This is a genomic window from Snuella lapsa (genome assembly GCF_039539345.1).
Classification (GTDB): Bacteria; Bacteroidota; Bacteroidia; order Flavobacteriales; family Flavobacteriaceae; genus Snuella; species Snuella lapsa.
Genome location: NZ_BAABCY010000058.1, coordinates 24,336 through 44,068, shown reverse-complemented (window position 1 = coordinate 44,068; position 19,733 = coordinate 24,336). Strand labels below are relative to the sequence as shown.

The 19,733-nt window shown below is 35.5% G+C and carries 9 protein-coding genes and 1 pseudogene; 9 read left to right on the top strand and 1 reads right to left on the bottom strand.

The genetic code is table 11. The features are described 5' to 3' along the window. The first annotated feature begins 462 nt into the window (after positions 1–462). Together ABD792_RS10755 and ABD792_RS10750 are read left to right on the top strand one after the other, a co-directional pair. Positions 463–813 (top strand): cupin domain-containing protein, encoded by a 351-nt coding sequence (locus ABD792_RS10755; RefSeq protein WP_345006011.1) that lies wholly within the window; start codon positions 463–465, stop codon positions 811–813. Positions 814–829: 16 nt separating this feature from the next. Further along, on the top strand, positions 830–1,006 hold the full coding sequence (locus ABD792_RS10750) for a hypothetical protein (RefSeq protein WP_345006009.1): 177 nt from the start codon (positions 830–832) through the stop codon (positions 1,004–1,006). A 792-nt stretch (positions 1,007–1,798) separates the two neighbouring features. Here the strand turns inward: ABD792_RS10750 and ABD792_RS10745 are convergent. After that, positions 1,799–2,176: pseudogene (locus ABD792_RS10745) on the bottom strand (ATP-binding protein); the annotation flags it as partial. A gap of 70 nt (positions 2,177–2,246) precedes the next feature. On the opposite strand from ABD792_RS10745, the gene ABD792_RS10740 reads away from it, so the two are divergent. The 7 genes from ABD792_RS10740 (at position 2,247) to ABD792_RS10710 (ending at position 19,715) form a co-directional block, all read left to right on the top strand. After that, on the top strand, positions 2,247–2,543 hold the full coding sequence (locus ABD792_RS10740; protein WP_345006007.1) for a transposase: 297 nt from the start codon (positions 2,247–2,249) through the stop codon (positions 2,541–2,543). Between the two features lie 166 nt (positions 2,544–2,709). After that, positions 2,710–3,228 (top strand): IS3 family transposase, encoded by a 519-nt coding sequence (locus ABD792_RS10735; protein WP_345006005.1) that lies wholly within the window; start codon positions 2,710–2,712, stop codon positions 3,226–3,228. 194 nt (positions 3,229–3,422) lie between these two features. Next, a complete protein-coding gene (locus ABD792_RS10730; protein WP_345006003.1) occupies positions 3,423–6,335 on the top strand; it encodes a CBM96 family carbohydrate-binding protein in 2,913 nt (970 codons plus the stop codon). Positions 6,336–6,639: 304 nt separating this feature from the next. After that, positions 6,640–10,413, top strand: a complete 3,774-nt coding sequence (locus tag ABD792_RS10725; protein WP_345006002.1) for a CBM96 family carbohydrate-binding protein — start codon at positions 6,640–6,642, stop codon at positions 10,411–10,413. A 389-nt stretch (positions 10,414–10,802) separates the two neighbouring features. Next, positions 10,803–14,900, top strand: coding sequence for a two-component regulator propeller domain-containing protein (locus tag ABD792_RS10720; protein WP_345006000.1), 4,098 nt, complete (start codon positions 10,803–10,805; stop codon positions 14,898–14,900). Positions 14,901–15,091: 191 nt separating this feature from the next. Beyond that, complete coding sequence (locus tag ABD792_RS10715) at positions 15,092–16,318, top strand: glycoside hydrolase family 88 protein (protein ID WP_345005999.1); 1,227 nt, start codon at positions 15,092–15,094, stop codon at positions 16,316–16,318. A gap of 235 nt (positions 16,319–16,553) precedes the next feature. After that, positions 16,554–19,715 carry a SusC/RagA family TonB-linked outer membrane protein gene (locus ABD792_RS10710; RefSeq protein WP_345005998.1) on the top strand — a complete coding sequence of 1,054 codons (3,162 nt, stop codon included), beginning with the start codon at positions 16,554–16,556 and terminating at the stop codon, positions 19,713–19,715. The last annotated feature ends 18 nt before the right edge of the window (positions 19,716–19,733 follow it).

Genomic DNA, 19,733 nt, shown 5'->3' with positions numbered 1-19,733 from the left:
ACGGTTTAAACCGAAATCAATGGCACAATGACTCCGAAATCGGTGGCACAAATCGAACTGAATTAGCCAGATACCTCAAATTCTATATCTATAATGTTGTTAATGTGTAAATGTGTCATAATCTATAAGTTTTTTATACAACAAAGTTGAGGCTATTTCCTTCCTTTATATTACATGGCAACATTTAGTTGTTATAATATAACTGATTTAATATTTTATAAATTATTTAGTTCTAAACTGTAATATCTGTAATTCTTTTCAAAAGTTATACAACCTAATCAAAATCATAAAGTTTAACTTGTTATACAATACTTAACATTTAAAAAATTATAATTATGTCTAGACAAAAAAGCGGCAAAGCTAAAAACAGTAAAACAGCACCAACAAGGACAGCGAAAGAAAAGAAACAAGCTAAAGCAGAAAAGAGACGAATTAAAAAGAGCGAGTAAATCAATTTGTGTTATGAAGAATTATGAATTTGAAAACCTTAAGGCATTCAACATAAGCGATAAGTTGAAATATGTTTCGAATACTATAATCGTTAAACACATTTTAAATGAAAAAACAGGGAATATAATGGCTTTAGCATTGGACTATGGTAAAGTGTATAAGCCCAAACTAACACCTTTTTCAACTTTTGTAAATGTCATTGAAGGAAAAGCAGAAATTGTAGTAGACAACATATCTACATATTTACAAAAGAATGAATCCATGATTATTCCTGGTCATGTTTTATATACAATAGAAGCAAATGAAAGATTTAAGATGCTTTCAATTATTTTAAAAAGTGGCTATGATGATTTAGAGCCATAGGACAAAATCAATAATTATGAGTAATTTATTTAAACCAGGTGATATAGTGTGTGCAAAAATTAATCCTACAAAATCTCTAAAAGTTAGAATTTTTGCTAGAAAAGTTTATTATTGTGATGTATGTAATCATCCAGAAGAAAAAGAAGAAGTTTATTTTGAAAGAGAAATTGAATTTTATAAAAATGAAAACTAGATATAGTTGAATTAGGAAAGTTCTTTTTTTAGGGAAGGCTACAGGGATAGTCTACAAAACTAGGCTATAGGTTTGAGTTGTTTACACATATTTTTCCATTTAAAAGAGGGACTTATTTTTTTGCTACGGGTTTAGATATCTTCCCATAAATGAAAATGGTATTGAAAAAATGTTAATAGCTCATAAACGAAAATATATGGATAATTTGGGCTTTCATCCATGGAGTATTAAAATCAAAAAGGATAGCTCAAAATAGTCAATCGTTAAATCCATGGAATGATACATATTTAATATTATTTGTATCTTTATGCTAACAAAGACAAACAAATTATGTTTTTAAATAGTTCTTTTTGACTTTAGTGTGCAAATAGGTGTACATAATTATAGAAAACAGTGTAAATAACTGTTTAACAGTGTCATATAAAAAGGTGGTTAAGTCTGCCACCCCGACTTATTAAGAAATCAATTCAAATCAAAAACTTGGTAATCGTATGATTATCAAGTTTTTGTCGTTTAAAGGCTATCATTTAATTTGAATTGGTTTAGTTAAAAAAAAGGTAACCGAGACTTTGATTTGGCTTTTGTTTTTGATGTTCAATTTTAAAACAAAAGATTATGGAAACTCCAAACGCCTTCAGTATTCTGTTCTGGTTGAAACTGGCCAGTGCAAAAAACGGGAAAGCACCGCTTTATACCCGTATTGGAAAATTCGGTTAAAGTGAACCACCCGTGCCGGATGAAAGTGAGCAGTGTAGATGAAGTGCCAAAAATCGTTTTATTTGAGTGTTAAAATTAGTGATTCTTTTTTAATTTTTTTCTCATGGATTCTCCTTTTAGATTAATTCTATGTGCTGAGTGAACCAACCTATCCAAAATGGCATCGGCTATTGTCTGTTCCCCAATAATTTGGTGCCAGGCTTCTGTTGACGGTTGCGAGGCTATAATGGTGGAACGTTTACCGTGCCTGTCCTCGATTATTTCCATAAATATATGTCTGTTAGCACTATCTAAGGTTTTAAGTCCAAAGTCGTCTAAGATAAGCAGATCCTGCTTTTCCAGTCGGTTGATCTCCTTTAGGTAGGAACCATCGGCCTTGGCCGTTTTCATTTTTGTGAAGAGCTTGTTGGTGTTAAAATACATCACCCTGTACCCTAATGTGCAGGCCTGGTAACTGGAATTGTTACCTTTATTCGGACATAAACTTTAAGACTGTTTGTTACAAAACAAATATCTTAGAAACATGAAAAAACGAGTTTATAGTAAAGAATTAAAGGAACAAGCGGTAAGATTGAGTTACCAGCGGGATAACATAAAAGAACTGGCAGATGAATTGGGCATTGCTGTCCAGAGGATTTACAAATGGCGCAGAGCATCTAAAACAACTGAATCACCTAAGCCAGAAAAACCAATACCAGAGGATACAATAGAAGTCAAAAGATTACGTAAAGCCCTTAAAGAAAAGGAACTGGAGCTTGAGATATTAAAAAAGGCCGAGCACATATTCTCTAAGAGCGATGGGAAATCTACGGGTTTATAGCCAATTATAGACATTTATATCCCGTTGAGAAGATGTGCAAAGTATTAAAAGTAAGCAGAAGTAGTTTTTATAGGTGGTTCACAGGTGGTCCTGGCAAAAGAGCATTGGAGCATAGTTTGTTTACAGATTTGATGAAACAAGAATTTAACAGAAGTAAGCAGAGCAATTGAGACGCAATGATTATTGTATATCCAGGCGAAGGGTCTCTAAAATCATGAAAGAGAACAATTGGATCAGTAAGCACAAGAAGAAATTTAAGGTTACTACAGACTCGAACCATAAATATCCTATTTGCAGGAATTTATTGGATAGAGACTTTAACCCTAGTAGATTAAATCAAGTTTGGGTATCTGATATCACTTATATCAAAACTCAAAAAGGTTGGCTGTACCTAACCACAATTATTGATTTATATGATAGACAGGTAATAGGTTGGTCATTAAGCACGGGTTTGCATACCAACCAAACTGTTATTCCAGCTTGGAGAATGGCATTATCAAAAAGAAAGATAGCCCAACCTTTGCTTTTCCATTCTGACAGAGGTATACAGTACGCCTCAAAGGAATTTAGAAAACTATTGAAGTTAAATACTTTGGTTACTCAATCCATGATCAGGAAAGCAAATTGTTGGGATAATGCTGTAGCTGAATCTTTCTTTAAAACATTAAAGATAGAAGTGCCATAAACCATTAGAGCATTTTTCAATAAAAAGGAATAGTTTGTCTATGAATAAGTTTACAATACTTTATCATTATTAAAGGTTAGTGACTAAAAACTGATATTCCCCCTAATTTAAAATTAATTTTACCCTGTTTTTTTCAACATCATTTTTTTCTTTGGTCATACACATAAGTGTAAAACTAACTAAACCAGTATTTTATGAAAACAAATTTTACCCAAAGGAAAACCCTTTTAGCATTATTACTATGGTTTACAACCATTAGTTTGTTTAACGTTCAAGCGCAAACACCTCAAATATGGAAGCGGTATACAGGAGAAATAACAGATCCTAATATTCCAGTGCTTCCAGATTATTCTTACGCAGGGTACATGAGAGGCGAAGTGGCTATTCCAGAAACTTTTGCCTATCCTGTTTTTGATGTTACCGATGCGGCATACGGAGCTGTTCCTAATGACGAAAATTCAGATCAAGTGGCTATTCAGGCCGCTATTGATGCAGCAGAGGCAAATGGGAGTGGGGTTGTGTTTTTCCCACCAGGCGAATATTTGGTCAATACAGACCCCAATAATACATCTCCCATTACTATCAACTCATCCAATATTATACTGAAGGGAAGTGGTTCTACTCCAGGAGGAACGATCATCAATATGAAAAATTATATGAGGTTACCTTCAGGAGTATCGTCCTGGCATAACAATCCCATGTTTATATTCGAACCTGTAAATGCTTCAATAACGGATAGCACAACGATTACTCAAAATTCAAATCGGGGTGATAATTTCATTTATGTAAGTAAGCCTCAAATATTTCAAAATGAAAAATACTGTCGACTTGTTATGGACGCCAACACAGCTGCAAATAACGACTATTTGGATGGTAAAACACCCAGAAGTGTTTGGACAAGTATAATCAATAATGGCGTAGCCTTATATGAGACTCATGAAATTGAATCTGTTGATATGCCGAACAAAAAGATTTACTTCAAAGATCCTATAGTAGACAATATTAACTCAACCTATAATTGGGAGGCGCAAGTTTTACCAGTACTTGAACATTGTGGATTTGAAGATATCCATTTTAAGGCAAACTTTACAGAGTCTTTTGTTCATCATAAAGATTATATACATGACTATGGTTGGAAAGCGTTAAAAATGAAAAGAGTTGCACATTCATGGGTAAGAAGAAGTCGATTTACCAATGTTAGTAATTCTGCTAAAATTACAGGTTCTTCTTACGCCTCCTCCATTGTTAATATTTTGGTAGACGGTAATAGTGGTCATGCCCTTTCTGTAGTAGATGGGGGATCATCTAGGATACTGCAAGGCTTAATTTGGGACAATACTTCTTCTGGGCAGTGGCATGGAGCCGACATGTCTGGAAAAGCTTGCGGATCTGCAGTGTGGAGGGTAGATGCCCAAAAAGGTAAGGGTATGGACTTGCATGCCAGTATGCCCAGAACCAATCTTGTCGATCTTTATACTATGACAAATGTAAGTGGAGCAGGTGGGAGTTACGTCAACCTTCCTAATCATCTCACTGGACTTACCATGTGGAACGTCGAAAGAACGAGCACCAATGCGACAACAGTAGATTTATGGAAAGATTGTGGGGGAAATTATTGTGGACTGGCAGTGGTTAATCCAATTATTGTGGGGTACCATGGCACTGCCTCTACAACTTTTGTTCAATCTAATGTTAAGTACGAAGAAAGTAACGGTACAAAAGTAAATATTGAATCTCTATATGAAGCACAACTGGAATACCGTTTGGGATCTAAACCAGCATGGGTTAATACAGCTATTGATCAATGGAATATATTGAGAGTAGATTGGTACAAGATTCTAGAGCCTATAGGGGATTCCCAAGTAAGAAGTGGAACCTATGGAGATACTAACTATGGAAGTTCGAAAAGTATGGAGGTAAAAAAAGATGGGGGGAGTTATGAAAGAAGAATATTTTTAGCATTTGATGTTTCTGGTTTAACAAATATTTCAAGTGCTAAATTAAGGTTAACTCCAAATACAGTGGGATATACCGATTACAATTTAAAATATGTGAGTAATGACAGTTGGAGTGAATCTAATATTACGTGGAACAATAAACCAAGTACATCCTTTTTACTGGGAACTAAGTCGGGAGGTTCTAACCCAATTGAATGGGATATTACCAGTCAGGTGCAAAGTGAAATCGATAACGATGGTATTTTGTCTTTAGAATTAAGTGCAGTTTCTTGGGGTGTTTATGGCAGTTTTTTCTCTAAAGAAAAGGAAAACAAAGATTTTAGGCCTACATTGCTAGTTGAACTTGCCGATTCGGAATTAACAGCCATAGAAGATGCTTATGTACGTTCTGGAAGCTATGCCAACAATACCTATAACAATACCAATCTTGAAGTGAAGAATGATGGATCCGAGTATACTAGAGAAACCTATCTTAAATTTGATTTGTCCTCCATAAATAAAGAAATCCTAAGCGCAAAAATAAAACTGGTGCCTAAATCAGGAACCAGTCCAACAAATAATGTAACCCATGACGTGAAATTTGTATCCGACGATAATTGGTCGGAAACCAGTATTAATTGGAACAACAAGCCTGCATCTAGCTCCCTTATGGATACTCAAATTGTCAGGGAAAGTGGGGTGGCAACTTTTTGGGATGTAACAACACAAGCAGAAACTGAGCGTTTGGGAGATGGATTGCTCTCTGTGCAAGTTCATTCTAATACGAATACTTATATCAATTATAATTCCAGTGAATCTGGAAGTGGCGTGCCTAAATTGATTTTAGAACTAGCGGATGGAGGAGCTTCGAATAAGCAATCTACATCAAAAAATTTGGTCAATGCTGAAGTTATAAATGATAATTCAAAACAGGATATAATTGAATATTTTCCAAATCCAACTAGTAATTATTTGAATTTGAAATGGGGTGAGCTTATCAATTCGTACTCCATAACTGATTTGGCCGGAAGAATAATAAAAAAATCGGAAAACATCAACCTAAAAGAAATTTCAATTGATGTTGAGCAATTAAACACAGGGATTTATATTATTGAATTGTATAGTCAAAACACCAAAAACAGAAAAGCTGTAAAATTTGTAAAGCAATAATAACTATTTAGGTTTCATTAATAAAAACAATCGTAAGCAAATTTGCTTACGATTGTTTTTATTATCTACACGCCTAACCTCATATTCATGTCTCTATTAATAAAGGGACTAAGAGTAAACTGCTTTTGTTTATGTGATGTGATCATTAAGATTTTAAGTTACCTTATGAAAACCTTGACATTCAGTGTGTACACTTCAAAAAAAATGATATCACCCCTATCTGAAAATTAATTTTACCCCTTTTTTTTTAGATTCGTTCGTTACTTTGGTTCCTCTTGAATATTAATAGCTAAACTCTCAATTTGTGAAAGCAACTTTTACCCATTTTACCCAAAAGAGTATTTTTATAATTATCTTGATTATAGTCGTAAACATTAGTATTTATAAAATTTACGCGCAAGCGCCTGAAATATGGAAAAGATATACAGGTGAAATAGCAGACCCTAATATCCCCGTACTTCCAGATTACTCTTACGCTGGTTATCTGAGAGGAGAACAAGCTATTCCAGCGGGATTTAATTATCAAGTATTTGATGTGACAGATCCTGTTTATGGAGCCATTCCTGATGATGAAAATTCAGATCAAGTTGCCATTCAGGCAGCTATTGATGCGGCCGAAGCAAATGGAAGTGGTATTGTGTATTTCCCTTCAGGGGAATATTTGGTCAATACAGACCCCAACGATACTTCTCCGATTACAATTAATTCGTCAAATGTTATCCTGAAAGGTAGTGGTTCTATTCCGGGAGGAACCATCATCAATATGAAAAATTACATGCGCTTACCTTCTGGTGTGTCGACTTGGAATAACTCGCCTATGTTTGTGTTCAAGCCTATAAATACACCAACAATAGAAAGTACAGAAATTACAAATAATTCGCAGCGCGGAGATAATTTTGTTTATGTAGACAATCCCGACCTGTTCCTAAATCAAAAATATTGCAGATTGGTAATGAATGCGAACACAGATGCCAATACCACATATTTAGATGGTAAAACCCCCAGAAGTGTTTGGACAAGTATTATCAATAATGGTGTCGCCTTACAGGAAATACATGAAATAGAATCTATTGATATTACCAATAAAAAGGTATATTTCAAAGACCCTGTAATAGATAATATCAACGCATCCAACAATTGGAAAGCACAAACATTTACTTTACTTGAACATTGTGGTTTTGAGGATATTCATTTTAAAGCAAATTTTACGGATGCCTTTGTGCATCATAAAGATTATATCCATGATTATGGCTGGAAAGCTGTAAAAATGAGTAGCGTTGCCCATTCTTGGGTAAGACGAAGTCGATTTACCAATGTTAGTAATTCAGTTAAGATTACGGCGTCATCGTATGCTTCTTCTCTTTTAAATAATTTAGTTGATGGAAATGGAGGCCATGCACTGTCTATAGTAGATGGAGGGTCAACTAGAATACTGCAAGGATTAATTTGGGACAATACCTCCCCTGGCCAGTGGCATGGTGCAGATATGTCTGGTAAAACCTGTGGGTCGGTAGTTTGGAGAATTGAAGCTCCTAAAAAATATGGGATGGATTTACACGGTAGTATGCCAAGAACAAATCTTATAGATTTATATACTATGGCCTGGGTTAGTGGTGCGGGAGGTAGTTATGTAAATCTTCCCAATCATCTTACTGGATTAACTATGTGGAATGTGAAAAGAACGGGGACTTCGTCAACAACCGTTAACTTATGGAATGACTGTGGAAGCAATTATTGTGGACTAGCTATTGTTAATCCCATAATTGTAGGATACCATGGTAATGCCTCGACAACCTTTAATCAGGCTCATGTAAAGTATGAAGAAAGTAATGGAACTAAAGTAAATATAGAATCTCTATATGAAGCGCAGTTGGAGTATAGGTTAGGAGCTAAGCCAGCTTGGGTAGATACAGTATTGGATGAATGGAATATCCTAATAGATGATTGGTATGCAACCAATACATTAGAATATCAACCTCGAGGAGATGCACATGTTAGAAGTGGTACATATGGGGATACAAATTATGGAGGGTCTAACAATCTTGAAGTAAAACATGATGGGGGGAGCTATGAAAGAAGGGTTTTTTTATCTTTTGATTTATCGGGATTACAAAACGTATCCAGTGCTAAGTTGAGATTAACACCAAATACCTATGGCAATACGGACTACAATGTAAAGTACGTTAGTGATGATACGTGGGACGAATCTACTATTAATTGGAATAATAAGCCTAATGCCACAACATTATTGGATACGCAGCCTGGAGGTTCAGGCCCAATTGAATGGGATATTACCAATCAAGTACAAAGTGAAATTAATGGGGATGGTATCCTGTCTCTAGAATTAACGGGAGTTAGTTTAGGGGTATATGGAAATTTTTATTCAAAAGAATATGGAGATAAGGCTTCTAGACCCACTTTAATAGTAGATCTAGCCGATGATGAGATAGGAGCAATGGAAGATGCTTATGTTCGTTCAGGTAGCCATGCAAACAATACATATAACAATACTAATTTGGAAGTTAAAAATGATGTGGAAGGCTATGCCAGACAAACCTATTTAAAATTTGATCTTTCTTCCATTGATAGGAAAATAATTAGTGCTAAATTACAATTAGTGCCAAAATTAGGAACGGATCCTGATAATGGTGTAATACACGACGTTAAATTTGTTTCAAATGACAATTGGTCCGAAACCAGTATTACTTGGAACAACAAACCTTCGGCAAGTACACTTCTTGATAGTCAAACAGTTCAAAAAACGGGAACAGCCATAAGTTGGGATGTTACAGTGCAAGCAGAGAGTGAGCGTTTAGGAGATGGATATCTTTCCATACAGCTTAGTTCAAATTCAAATACCTACATAAATTATGGTTCTAGAGAATCTGGAGGAAATAAGCCAAAATTAATTTTGAAGTTTGCCAGTGCAAATGTTGATGCACCGACCTTAGAAGTTGTGCAGCCAACTCATACTGAAGCTACAGGAAGTATTCAGGTTATTAGTGCAATTGAGAATTTGAGTTTTAGTTTAAATGGGGTTACATTTGATAATACTACTGGATTTTTTGAAAATTTGGAATCTGGAAATTATACCGTATATGCAAAAAATGCTGATGGGCAGGTTTCTTTGGGGTCAAATGCAGTCATTAATCCTCAGCCTGTAGCACCTAGCGTATTGATCAGTTTGCCTTCTGATAATGAAAGTTTTTACGCCCCAGCAAAGATTACTATTATCGCAGAGGCTTCAGATGCTGACGGTACTGTTACCAAGGTTGAATTTTTTAATGGAAACACCAAAATAGGAGAGGATTTAACAGCTCCGTATAGTTTGGAATGGGAGAATGTTCAAGCAGGGAATTATACTATAACAGCAAAAGCTACAGATAATGATGGTGCGTCTACAATTTCAGAAGTGGTTCATATAATTGTTGAATGTCCTGAGGTACAATTGATTATTCCTAATGTTTATGCAATGGATCCAAGTGTAGATTTAAAAAATACACTTTATATCGGTTATGGACCCTCATCGTTAACACTTACAGCTTTAGTTTTAGATAATCAGAATTTTTCGTATAGCTGGAATACAGGAGACCAAACAACATCTATTGAGGTTTCAGAAGCGGGAACTTATACAGTGACGGTAACTTATGGAGGGGGATGTCAGGCCTCAGCTTCTATAAACATTAGCGTTTTGGATGTTTCTTGTGGGAATAGTACGGACAAGGTACAGCTTTGTCATAATGGGAAAATTATATGTGTGGCTTCATCTGCGGTTCAGTCACATTTGGATCATGGTGATCGTTTGGGAAGCTGTTTAAGTGACGAGACAAATGATTCTGAAGTAGCTTCAGCTGTTGTTTATCCTAATCCGCTTCAGGATTATTTATATGTTAGTGCATCTGAATTAGTGGCAAATGCAAAGATAAGTTTGTATAATTTTTATGGGAATAGAATAAATGAAGTTGCTTTTACCACTGTGCCTCAAAAGATGTACGTAGGAGATCTGATTATGGGAACGTATTTTATAGTGATTCAAAATGGAAATCAAATATCTCAATACACAGTTATAAAAAAATAGTTAATGTTTTATTCGCTACCAGAATTCGGAAAATTTTATTGAAAGTTAAAGCATAAGGATGAAATTAGTTTAGTCAAACCATCCGTTTTCTTTATTATCTCTCATTAATGGAAAACCGATAATCTCAATTGGAAAGTTGATGATGCTAAAATAAAAGAGTAGGCGTATTTTTATAAGCCTGCTCTTTTATTTTAGCATTAGAAGAAATCTGGAATTAAACACTTTTATTATAAATGATGGGAAGAGGATTTTTTAATTCGAGAAAGAAGATCTTTACTTAGCACGTTAAGAGTGTTGACCTTTTGAAAATGGCCGATAACAAGACTTTTTTTGCTTCGCTGAGTTAATTGTTTAAAAAAAATGACTATTTTATCCTATATAATTGATTTATGAGATCTGTCTTTATAATAGTATTAACATTTTTTTGCATTTGCCATTGTTATGGTCAGGAGCAAGATAAATTAAATTTTAAGCACTTTTCAACACAAGACGGACTTTCCCAACGATCGGTTGTTTCCATATTGCAGGACCACCAAGGGTATTTATGGTTTGGAACTAGATATGGCTTGAATAAATTTGACGGGAAAGCATTTAAAAATTACTACCATAGTTCTACAAATCCCAATAGCCTGAGCAATAATAGGATTTTTTCAATAATTGAAGATCGTGAACAATGTATTTGGGTAGGGACAAAAAGTGGACTCAATAAATACCTTCCGGCTAGCGATAGTTTTGAAAGGGTTTTTTTGGATAAGGATGAAACCATACCATACGATATAGAAATTATAGATATAAAAGAGGGGGAAGGGGCTTTTCTATGGATTGCAACCAGTAATGGTTTGCACCGTTTTGATACGAAAACAAATCGCATATTAAAATTCAAACACAATGCAAATACCCCGTCTAGTATTAGTTCAAATCAAACCAATTCCCTAGTGCTCACCAAAGATTCGGAATTATGGATTTGCACCTCAGAAAGTATTGACAGATACGAACCGGAGATCAATTCGTTTATACATTTTTCGTACCCAAAAAATGCTTCGCCACACATTACAAAAAGTAATACAACGACCTTGTATGTTGATTCTAATGATGATATTTGGCTTGGTTATGAATATGGCTTAGCTCTTTTTGATAGAAAAGAACAGGCTTTTAAAGATTTTACATTAGGGCCTAAATCAGACAGGGCCATTTCCAGTGCAGTGCGTGACATTTACGAAGATCGGGATAAAAATCTATGGATAGGGACCTACAATGGCCTATATTGTATGAACAGACAAACGAAAACGGTTAGCCACTACATCCATGATAAAAAAAAGCAGAATAGTTTAAGCCAAAATTCCATTTATAAGATTTTCGAAGATACCAAAGGAGATTTATGGGTGGGCACATGGGCTGGTGGGGTAAATTATTTAGACAAACATACCAATGCATTTTTGTCATATTCTGAGGGCACTTACCAATTATCACTAAATAATAATGTTGTAAGTTCTATTATTGAAGGGCCAAAAAATGATCTTTGGATTGGTACGGAAGGGGGAGGGGTGAATGTTTATAATCAGGGAACTGGCACCTTTTCTTATTACCAGTACAATCCAAAAAACACTAACAGCTTAAGCGGTAATAATATTAAAACCATACTTAAGGACAGCGATGGTTATTTTTGGGTAGGTACCCATGGTGATGGGCTAAATCGGATAACTTTTAATGGTTCTCAATTACAATTTAAAAGATTTAAATCCATGCCCTGGGACACAACAAGTTTAAGCGATAATAAAATAACCTGTTTGGCAGAAGATTTTGAACACAATATTTGGGTGGGAACAAACAGTAAAGGCTTAAATGTATATCAAAAAAAGAGTCTCGTTTTTAATCGAATTAAGGATCCCGATACCCTAATAGGGGAGTTCGTACATACCATATCAAAGACCCATTTAAATGATAAGCTCTGGGTAGGCAGCGATAATGGTCTTTTTAAATTTGATATCAACTCCAAGCGAATAGAACCTGTGGTATTCCAGAAAACTTCAGGTCAAGCGTACATTGCTAAAACCGTTATTAGTGTTTATCAGGAATCGCCTAGTATCCTATGGATTGGCACAGAAGGAGACGGATTATATCGATATGACCTAAACACCCATGAAAGTTTGCGGTTTGGGTTGGGCCTAGGGCTCCCAGATGAAGTGATTTATGCCATTCAGTCCGATGATAACAACTCTATATGGGTGAGTACCAATAATGGCCTTAGTAGAATCAACCTAAAGTCCTATCAAATAAAGAACTTCAATGAATCGGATGGTCTACAGGGAAAGGAATTTAACTATGGAGCATCTTACAAGACCAAAAAAGGGGAACTCGTTTTTGGGGGAACTAATGGATTTACCATTTTTAACCCAAATGAAACCATCGAAGATTCGTTTGTCCCTCCCTTAGTAATTCGTTCCATTAATATAAGCAATGAACCATACCTTAATGTAGCAGATTCTATACGATCAATAACATTAACATACAAACAGAATGACATTAGTTTCGACTTTGTGGCCTTGAGCTTTTCAAAACCCGATAAAATCCAATACGCTTACAAGTTGGAAGGCTTTGATGAGCAATGGAATGAGGTGGGGAATACATCAACGGCTACCTATACCAATTTAGAACATGGCCATTATGAATTTAAAGTAAAGGCAGCCAATAGCTATGGGCTTTGGAATGACAGACCAGCAACACTAAAATTAACGATTAGGCCTCCGCTATGGAAGACCTGGCAGGCCTATTTGCTGTATGCAATATTGACTGTGTTACTCATTTGGGTTATTAGAAAAATTATGCTTGTTAGACTAGCAGAGCGTAATGCCCTTAAGGAAGCGAGGTTGGAAAAGGCCAAAATGGAAGAATTAAACAAACTTAAACTACAGCTATTTACTAATATATCCCATGATTTTAGAACACCACTCACTTTAATTATTGGTCCTTTAAAACGATTAATTGGCAATACCAAAGAAAACCAATACTTCCAGTCTCAATTAGAGGGTATTTACAGAAATGCGACCATTTTATTGCAATTAATTAACCAATTATTGGATTTTAGGAAAGCCGAAAGTGGTAAATTAAAAATGCACTTTTCAAAAAACAACATGGTGCCTTTTATCGAAGACATTAAACTGTCGTTTAACGAGTTGGCTATTGAAAAGGACATCCATTATAAGTTTACATGCTTCACATCAATAGTAGAAGTTTGGTTTGATAAGATAGAAATTAAAAAAGCAGTACTTAATATCTTGTCTAATGCCTTTAAGTTTACCCCAGTTAGTGGTAGTATATCCATTCATTTGAAACAGGATAGCGAGAAGGGTATAGCTAAGCTGGAAATTAAAGACAGTGGTAAGGGGATTCTAAAAGAAGACATCCCTTTTGTTTTTGATAGGTATTTTCAATTGGGGCAACATAATGAATTACGATCGGGAACAGGGGTGGGCCTAACTGTTGCCAAGGATATTATAGATTTGCACCATGGAACCATTAATGTGGACAGTGAAATAGGAAAAGGGACTTGTTTTACCGTTCTTTTGCCATTGGGACATGACCATATCAAACCAGAAGAAATGGTAATGGACAATGACACCTCTTTAAGCGAAGAAACATTGGATTATTACGAACCATCTATCATGGCTTCTAAAGAGGATAGAATAGAAGTAGATGTAAAAGATGATGTATATAAAAATAATTTACCTTCTATTTTAATAGTCGAGGATAATGAAGAGGTTAGGAACCTTGTACGGAGCATTTTTACCAATGATTTTAATGTGTTTGAAGCAAAAAATGGTAAAAAGGGAATAAAGGAGGCTCAGTTACACCCTGTAGATATTATTATTAGTGATGTAATGATGCCAAAAATGGATGGGATTGCCTTTTGTAATGCCATTAAGACCGATATATTAACAAGTCATATTCCTGTAATTCTCCTAACTGCCAGAACCTCTACCAAAGTTCAAAAAACAGGCTTTGAAACAGGAGCCGATGCGTATATTTCAAAACCGTTTGATCCAGATTTGTTAAAATTACAGGTTGAGAACCTATTGAAATCTAGGTTAAAACTTATCGAAAAGTTCAAGAAAGATTTTATCCTCGAACCTAAAGAACTTAATTTAGTCTCAACAGACGAGGTGTTTTTGAAAAAAGCAATGGATATTGTTGAAGAAAATTTTTCCGATCCAGAATTTATGGCAGTTACCTTTGCAAAAAAAATGCATATGAGCCAATCAGTGCTTTATAAAAAACTAAAAGCACTTACAGGACAAACCATTTCAGAATTTATAAGAGCCGTTAAATTTAAAAAAGCCGGTCAACTACTTTCCAAGACCGATATGAGTGTGGCCGATGTAGCCTATCAAATAGGGTTTAATGATTTAAAATATTTTAGAAAATGTTTTAAACAGGTATTTAACCAAACCCCTACGCAATACAGAAAAGCAAATCCTTTAAACAAATAATCCATATTATAGAGTCCATAAAAGAGCCTCATATTTCGATTAATTGATCGAGGCCTTGAAATCCAATCTATTATAGGATGATATAGAAGAATATCCCCCCTTATTAAAACCTTAAATTAACCTTAAAAAGTATAGATCGTAGCGATATTGCGTCATAAATAAATTTTTGAAATCTTTTATTATTGACGCTGATGAAGTATGTAAAGTATATTATCCTAATACCTGTATTAATTGTTTTAGCCAATGGTTTAACATCAAAAAATGCACCTAAAGAAAAAAGTGCTCAAGGTGAAATTATAGATGTTGCTTCAATATTGCAAAAAGCAGAAAAACAATTGGCTTTACAAAAATCACAAGCCAAAAGGGAAAACAAAATTCCAAGAACGGTTACCCAATCGGGAAGTATGCATTGGGCTAATTCAGATTTTGATTGGACCGAAGGTTTTTTTCCTGGAAGTTGTTGGTATATGTATGAGGCTACAAATAATGAGGAATGGAAAAATGCTGCTAAAAAATTTCAGAATTTATTTGAGCTTCATAAATACATAACAACTAACCATGACTTAGGTTTTGTGTTTAACTGTTCATTTGGAAATGCATATAGGCTTACCAAAGATACGGTGTATAAGCAGGTCCTAATAGAAGCGGCAAATTCGTTATCAACACGTTTTAATTCCTCTGTAGGCTGCTTAAAGAGCTGGGATGTCAACAATGGGTGGCAATCCAAAAGAAATTGGAAGTTCCCGGTTATTATTGATAATATGATGAATCTAGAGCTTTTGTTTAAGGCAAGTGAATTAACAGGAAATGATAAATACAGAAACATAGCAATCACTCATGCTAATACAACAGTGGTCAATCATTTTAGAGAAGACCATAGTTCATATCATGTTGTTGATTACGATCCAAAGACCGGTGGTGTAAGAAGTAAACAAACCGCCCAAGGCTTTGCCGATGGAAGCTCTTGGGCAAGAGGTCAGGCTTGGGGACTTTATGGCTATACGGTCTGTTATAGGTTTACAAAAGACAAGACCTATTTGGAGCAAGCTAAGAAAATTGTCCGTTATATCATTGAGAATAAAGGCATCCCGAAAGATGGAATTCCCTATTGGGATTACGATGCAGATAAAGTTCCCAACGAACCAAGAGATGCTTCGGCAGCAGCCATCACCTTATCAGCATTAATTGAACTTGATGGGTATACATCGCAATCCTATTTGCCTGTGATTAATAAGCTTTTTAAATCACTAGCTTCAGATCATTACACTGCTAAAATAGGAGACAATCAAAATTTTATTTTAATGCATTCGGTAGGCAGTATTCCCCATGCCCAAGAAATAGATGTACCTCTTAGTTATGCCGATTATTACTATCTGGAGGCTTTGGTAAGATATAAAAATAGATATAACAAATATTAACCTTAAAGGTCTTTGATATGTCATTGGGAGGACGATAAATATAAGGGCTCTTATCTATAGGAAGATGAATTTTTAAATCAATAAATAAAATAATTAATAACCAATTAAGCTCACTTTATGAAATAGAAAGACCAAAAATTAAATCAACTAGCTCTTGTCAAGAAATTCAAAAAAGGAAAAACACTTATGTTTTAGCAGGAGATTAAAAAAATAACTAACAAAACATTTAATGAACATGAAAGAACAACAAAGAATAAAGAGGGATACTCTTGAACGTTTTAAGCCTAGTTTAAAAGCTAAGTTTACAATGTTTTTTATTTTTGCCATACTCTTTAATATTCAGGCAAAAACATCTATAAATAATAATACAGGAGATAAAATCAATAGCTTAAAGTCTGCTCAACAAATTGAGATTAAAGGTGTTGTGACAGATCAAAACAACCAACCCTTACCAGGAGCCAATGTTTTAGAAAAGGGGACTACCAATGGGGCGCAGACCGATTTTGATGGTAATTTTACTCTAAATGTTTCAAGTAACAATGCTGTTTTAGTAGTTTCCTATGTAGGTTTTAAAGCACAGGAAATATTGATAAATGGGCAAACCCAATTTTCAGTGGTATTAGAGGAAGATGCTGCAAAATTGGATGAAGTTGTAGTAGTGGGGTATGGAACACAAGTTAAAAAAGACTTAACGGGTGCGACTTCAGCTGTAAAAGGAGCAAAACTGGTTAAAGCTCCTACAACAAATTTAGCCTCTAACTTATCGGGAAAAGTTACAGGTGTTTTTGTTAATACTGCTACGGGAAATCCCGGTAATGAAGATATTAACTTTGCCATTCGAGGAACCAGTACAACAGGAAATAATGCACCATTGGTTATAGTAGATGGAATTGTTCGATCATTTTCCAGATTGGATCCCAAAGAAATTGAAAGTATTACCGTATTAAAAGATGCCGCCTCAACAGCAGTATATGGAGCAAGGGCAGCAAACGGAGTACTTTTAGTTACTACAAAGCGAGGAAACTCTAATAAGCCTTCGTTCAATTTAGAAAGTTCTTTTGGATTTCAATCACAAACCCGTCAAATAGAACTAATGAATGCTGGTGAGTATGCGCGTTATATTAACGAAGCAAAGCTCAATTATGGACAAAACCCAATCTTTACCGATGCTGAAGTGGCACAATATGAAAGTGGGGAGCTGGCAAGCTATGACTGGTTAAAATCGGCTTTGGGGAATTCGGCACCGCTTTCCAGACATAGTATTTCAGCCAGTGGCGGAAGTGATAATACTCGTTATTTTTTATCCTATGGGCTTTTAAATCAAGAAGGGTTTTATTCAACAGCCTCTTACAAGCAACATAATTTAAGATCCAACATAGATGTTAAGTTATCCGATCGTTTGGATTTGAGATTGGATCTATCAGGAAGAATACAGAACCGTTCAGACTCTCCAGCAGGGCTTAATTCCATTTATCAAGGAGCTCTCATAGGAAAACCTTACCTTAACCCATTATTGGATAACGAAGTAGGTCCAGGGGCTATAGCAACCAATGGTCTGGGAGGTAGTCCATTGGGACATGCCGAAAGAAGCGGTACCAATACAACCCGCTCTAATATTATTCAAAGTAATATAAGCTTAAAATATAAAGTTCCAGGTATAGAGGGGCTAGTAGCTTCAGCATTATTTTCATACGACTTGACATTCAATAAAAATAAAATATTCAAAAAACCTTTTACGCAGTATGAATATAATGGCGCTACGGGAGGTTATGATGAAATATCTGGAGGGTTTTCTTCAATAAGTTTGTCAGAATCCAGAGAATTAAATGATCAGCAAACACTACAGCTTAGCTTAAGGTACGATCATACATTTGGGAAACATAAAATAGGGGCTCTAGCACTTTTTGAACAAATAGAATCAACAGAGAATTCTTTGGATGCTTTTAGGGATAACTTTATTTCTGCATCAATTCCAGAACTATTCGCTGGAGGAACGGATCTATGGTCTAATGATGGTGTAACAATAGAAACCGCTAGAAGAGGTTATATTGGACGTGTGGAATATAACTATGATAGTCGCTACCTGTTTCAGGCCAACTTACGTGTAGATCAATCCTTTAATTTTCCAACTGAAAGTCGAACCGGGGTGTTTCCTGCATTTTCTGTAGGATGGCGATTATCTGAAGAGAAATTCATGGAAAATGTTCACGTTATTGACAATATTAAGCTTAGGGGGTCATGGGGACAAGTTGGTAACGATAGGGTTCCTGCTTACCAATTCCTCTCGCTATTTGGATTTAATGGAGGTTATGTTGCAGACAATGCATTTCAACAAGGGATTGGTAGTTCTGGAATTGCAAACCCAAATATAACTTGGGAAACGGCAACAACCCTGGATTTAGGCCTTGAATTTGATGTCTTGGATGGCAGACTAGGTTTTGAGTTCGATTATTTTAATAAAAGAACGGAAGATATTTTAAGACCTAACAATGAAATTGTACCAGGAACATTTGGCGCTAGTTTACCAGACGTAAATTATGGTATAGTTGATAGTTGGGGGGGGGAAGCGATGGTAAAATACAACCAAAACTTTGGAGATTTCCATGTATCTGTTGATGCCAATACCAGTTGGTTTAAAAATGAAGCTATACAGCTTGCTGAGGCCGATGGTGTGTTGCCGTCAATTGCACAAACTGGAAGGGAACTTGGCTTAAGGACTGGTTATCTTTCAGATGGGTTGTTTCAAACCCAGGAAGAAATAAACAATGCCCCTACACAGTTCTCGCAGGCAATCCACAATAGCTTAGCCCCTGGAGATATTAAATACAAGGATATAAATGGACGCGATGCCAACGGTAATTTAACTGGACAACCCGATGGCCAGATAAATTCAGATGATCGTGCTATTATAGGTTCCAGTGGGAATCCTAATTTATTGTTTGGATTAAACATTGCTTTAGATTACAAAGGCTTTGATCTAACGGCTAACTTTCAAGGAGCAAGCAATTTTTCAAGATATCTTTTCTCAATTCCTTTCGAAAGGGATGGTAATTCCATAAGGGAGTACATAGACTCTTGGCGTCCAGGAAACGAAGATGCCAAATACCCTAGATTGAGTTCGGGAGATGCCTCTACGAATAACAGTCAAACTTCAGATTTCTGGGTAAAAGAAGTCACTTACTGCAGGCTTAGAAACTTGGAAATTGGTTATAATTTCGATCAGGCTAAAAAAACACTAGAACAATTAGGTATTAGTAGCTTAAGAATTTATGGATCGGCTACCAATATTTTAACAATTTCTAATCTTGGCTGGAGAGATCCTGAAGGACCTTCTGGATCAAACCCTTTTTATCCGCAGACCAAAACCTTGACACTAGGGGTTAATATTGGATTTTAACAATCAAAAAAAGTAGAT

Coding starts and splice junctions, on each gene's coding strand:
- ABD792_RS10755 (WP_345006011.1), top strand. CDS start 463: ATGAAGAATTATGAATTTGAAAACCTTAAGGCATTCAACATAAGCGAT.
- ABD792_RS10750 (WP_345006009.1), top strand. CDS start 830: ATGAGTAATTTATTTAAACCAGGTGATATAGTGTGTGCAAAAATTAAT.
- ABD792_RS10740 (WP_345006007.1), top strand. CDS start 2,247: ATGAAAAAACGAGTTTATAGTAAAGAATTAAAGGAACAAGCGGTAAGA.
- ABD792_RS10730 (WP_345006003.1), top strand. CDS start 3,423: ATGAAAACAAATTTTACCCAAAGGAAAACCCTTTTAGCATTATTACTA.
- ABD792_RS10720 (WP_345006000.1), top strand. CDS start 10,803: ATGAGATCTGTCTTTATAATAGTATTAACATTTTTTTGCATTTGCCAT.
- ABD792_RS10715 (WP_345005999.1), top strand. CDS start 15,092: ATGAAGTATGTAAAGTATATTATCCTAATACCTGTATTAATTGTTTTA.
- ABD792_RS10710 (WP_345005998.1), top strand. CDS start 16,554: ATGAAAGAACAACAAAGAATAAAGAGGGATACTCTTGAACGTTTTAAG.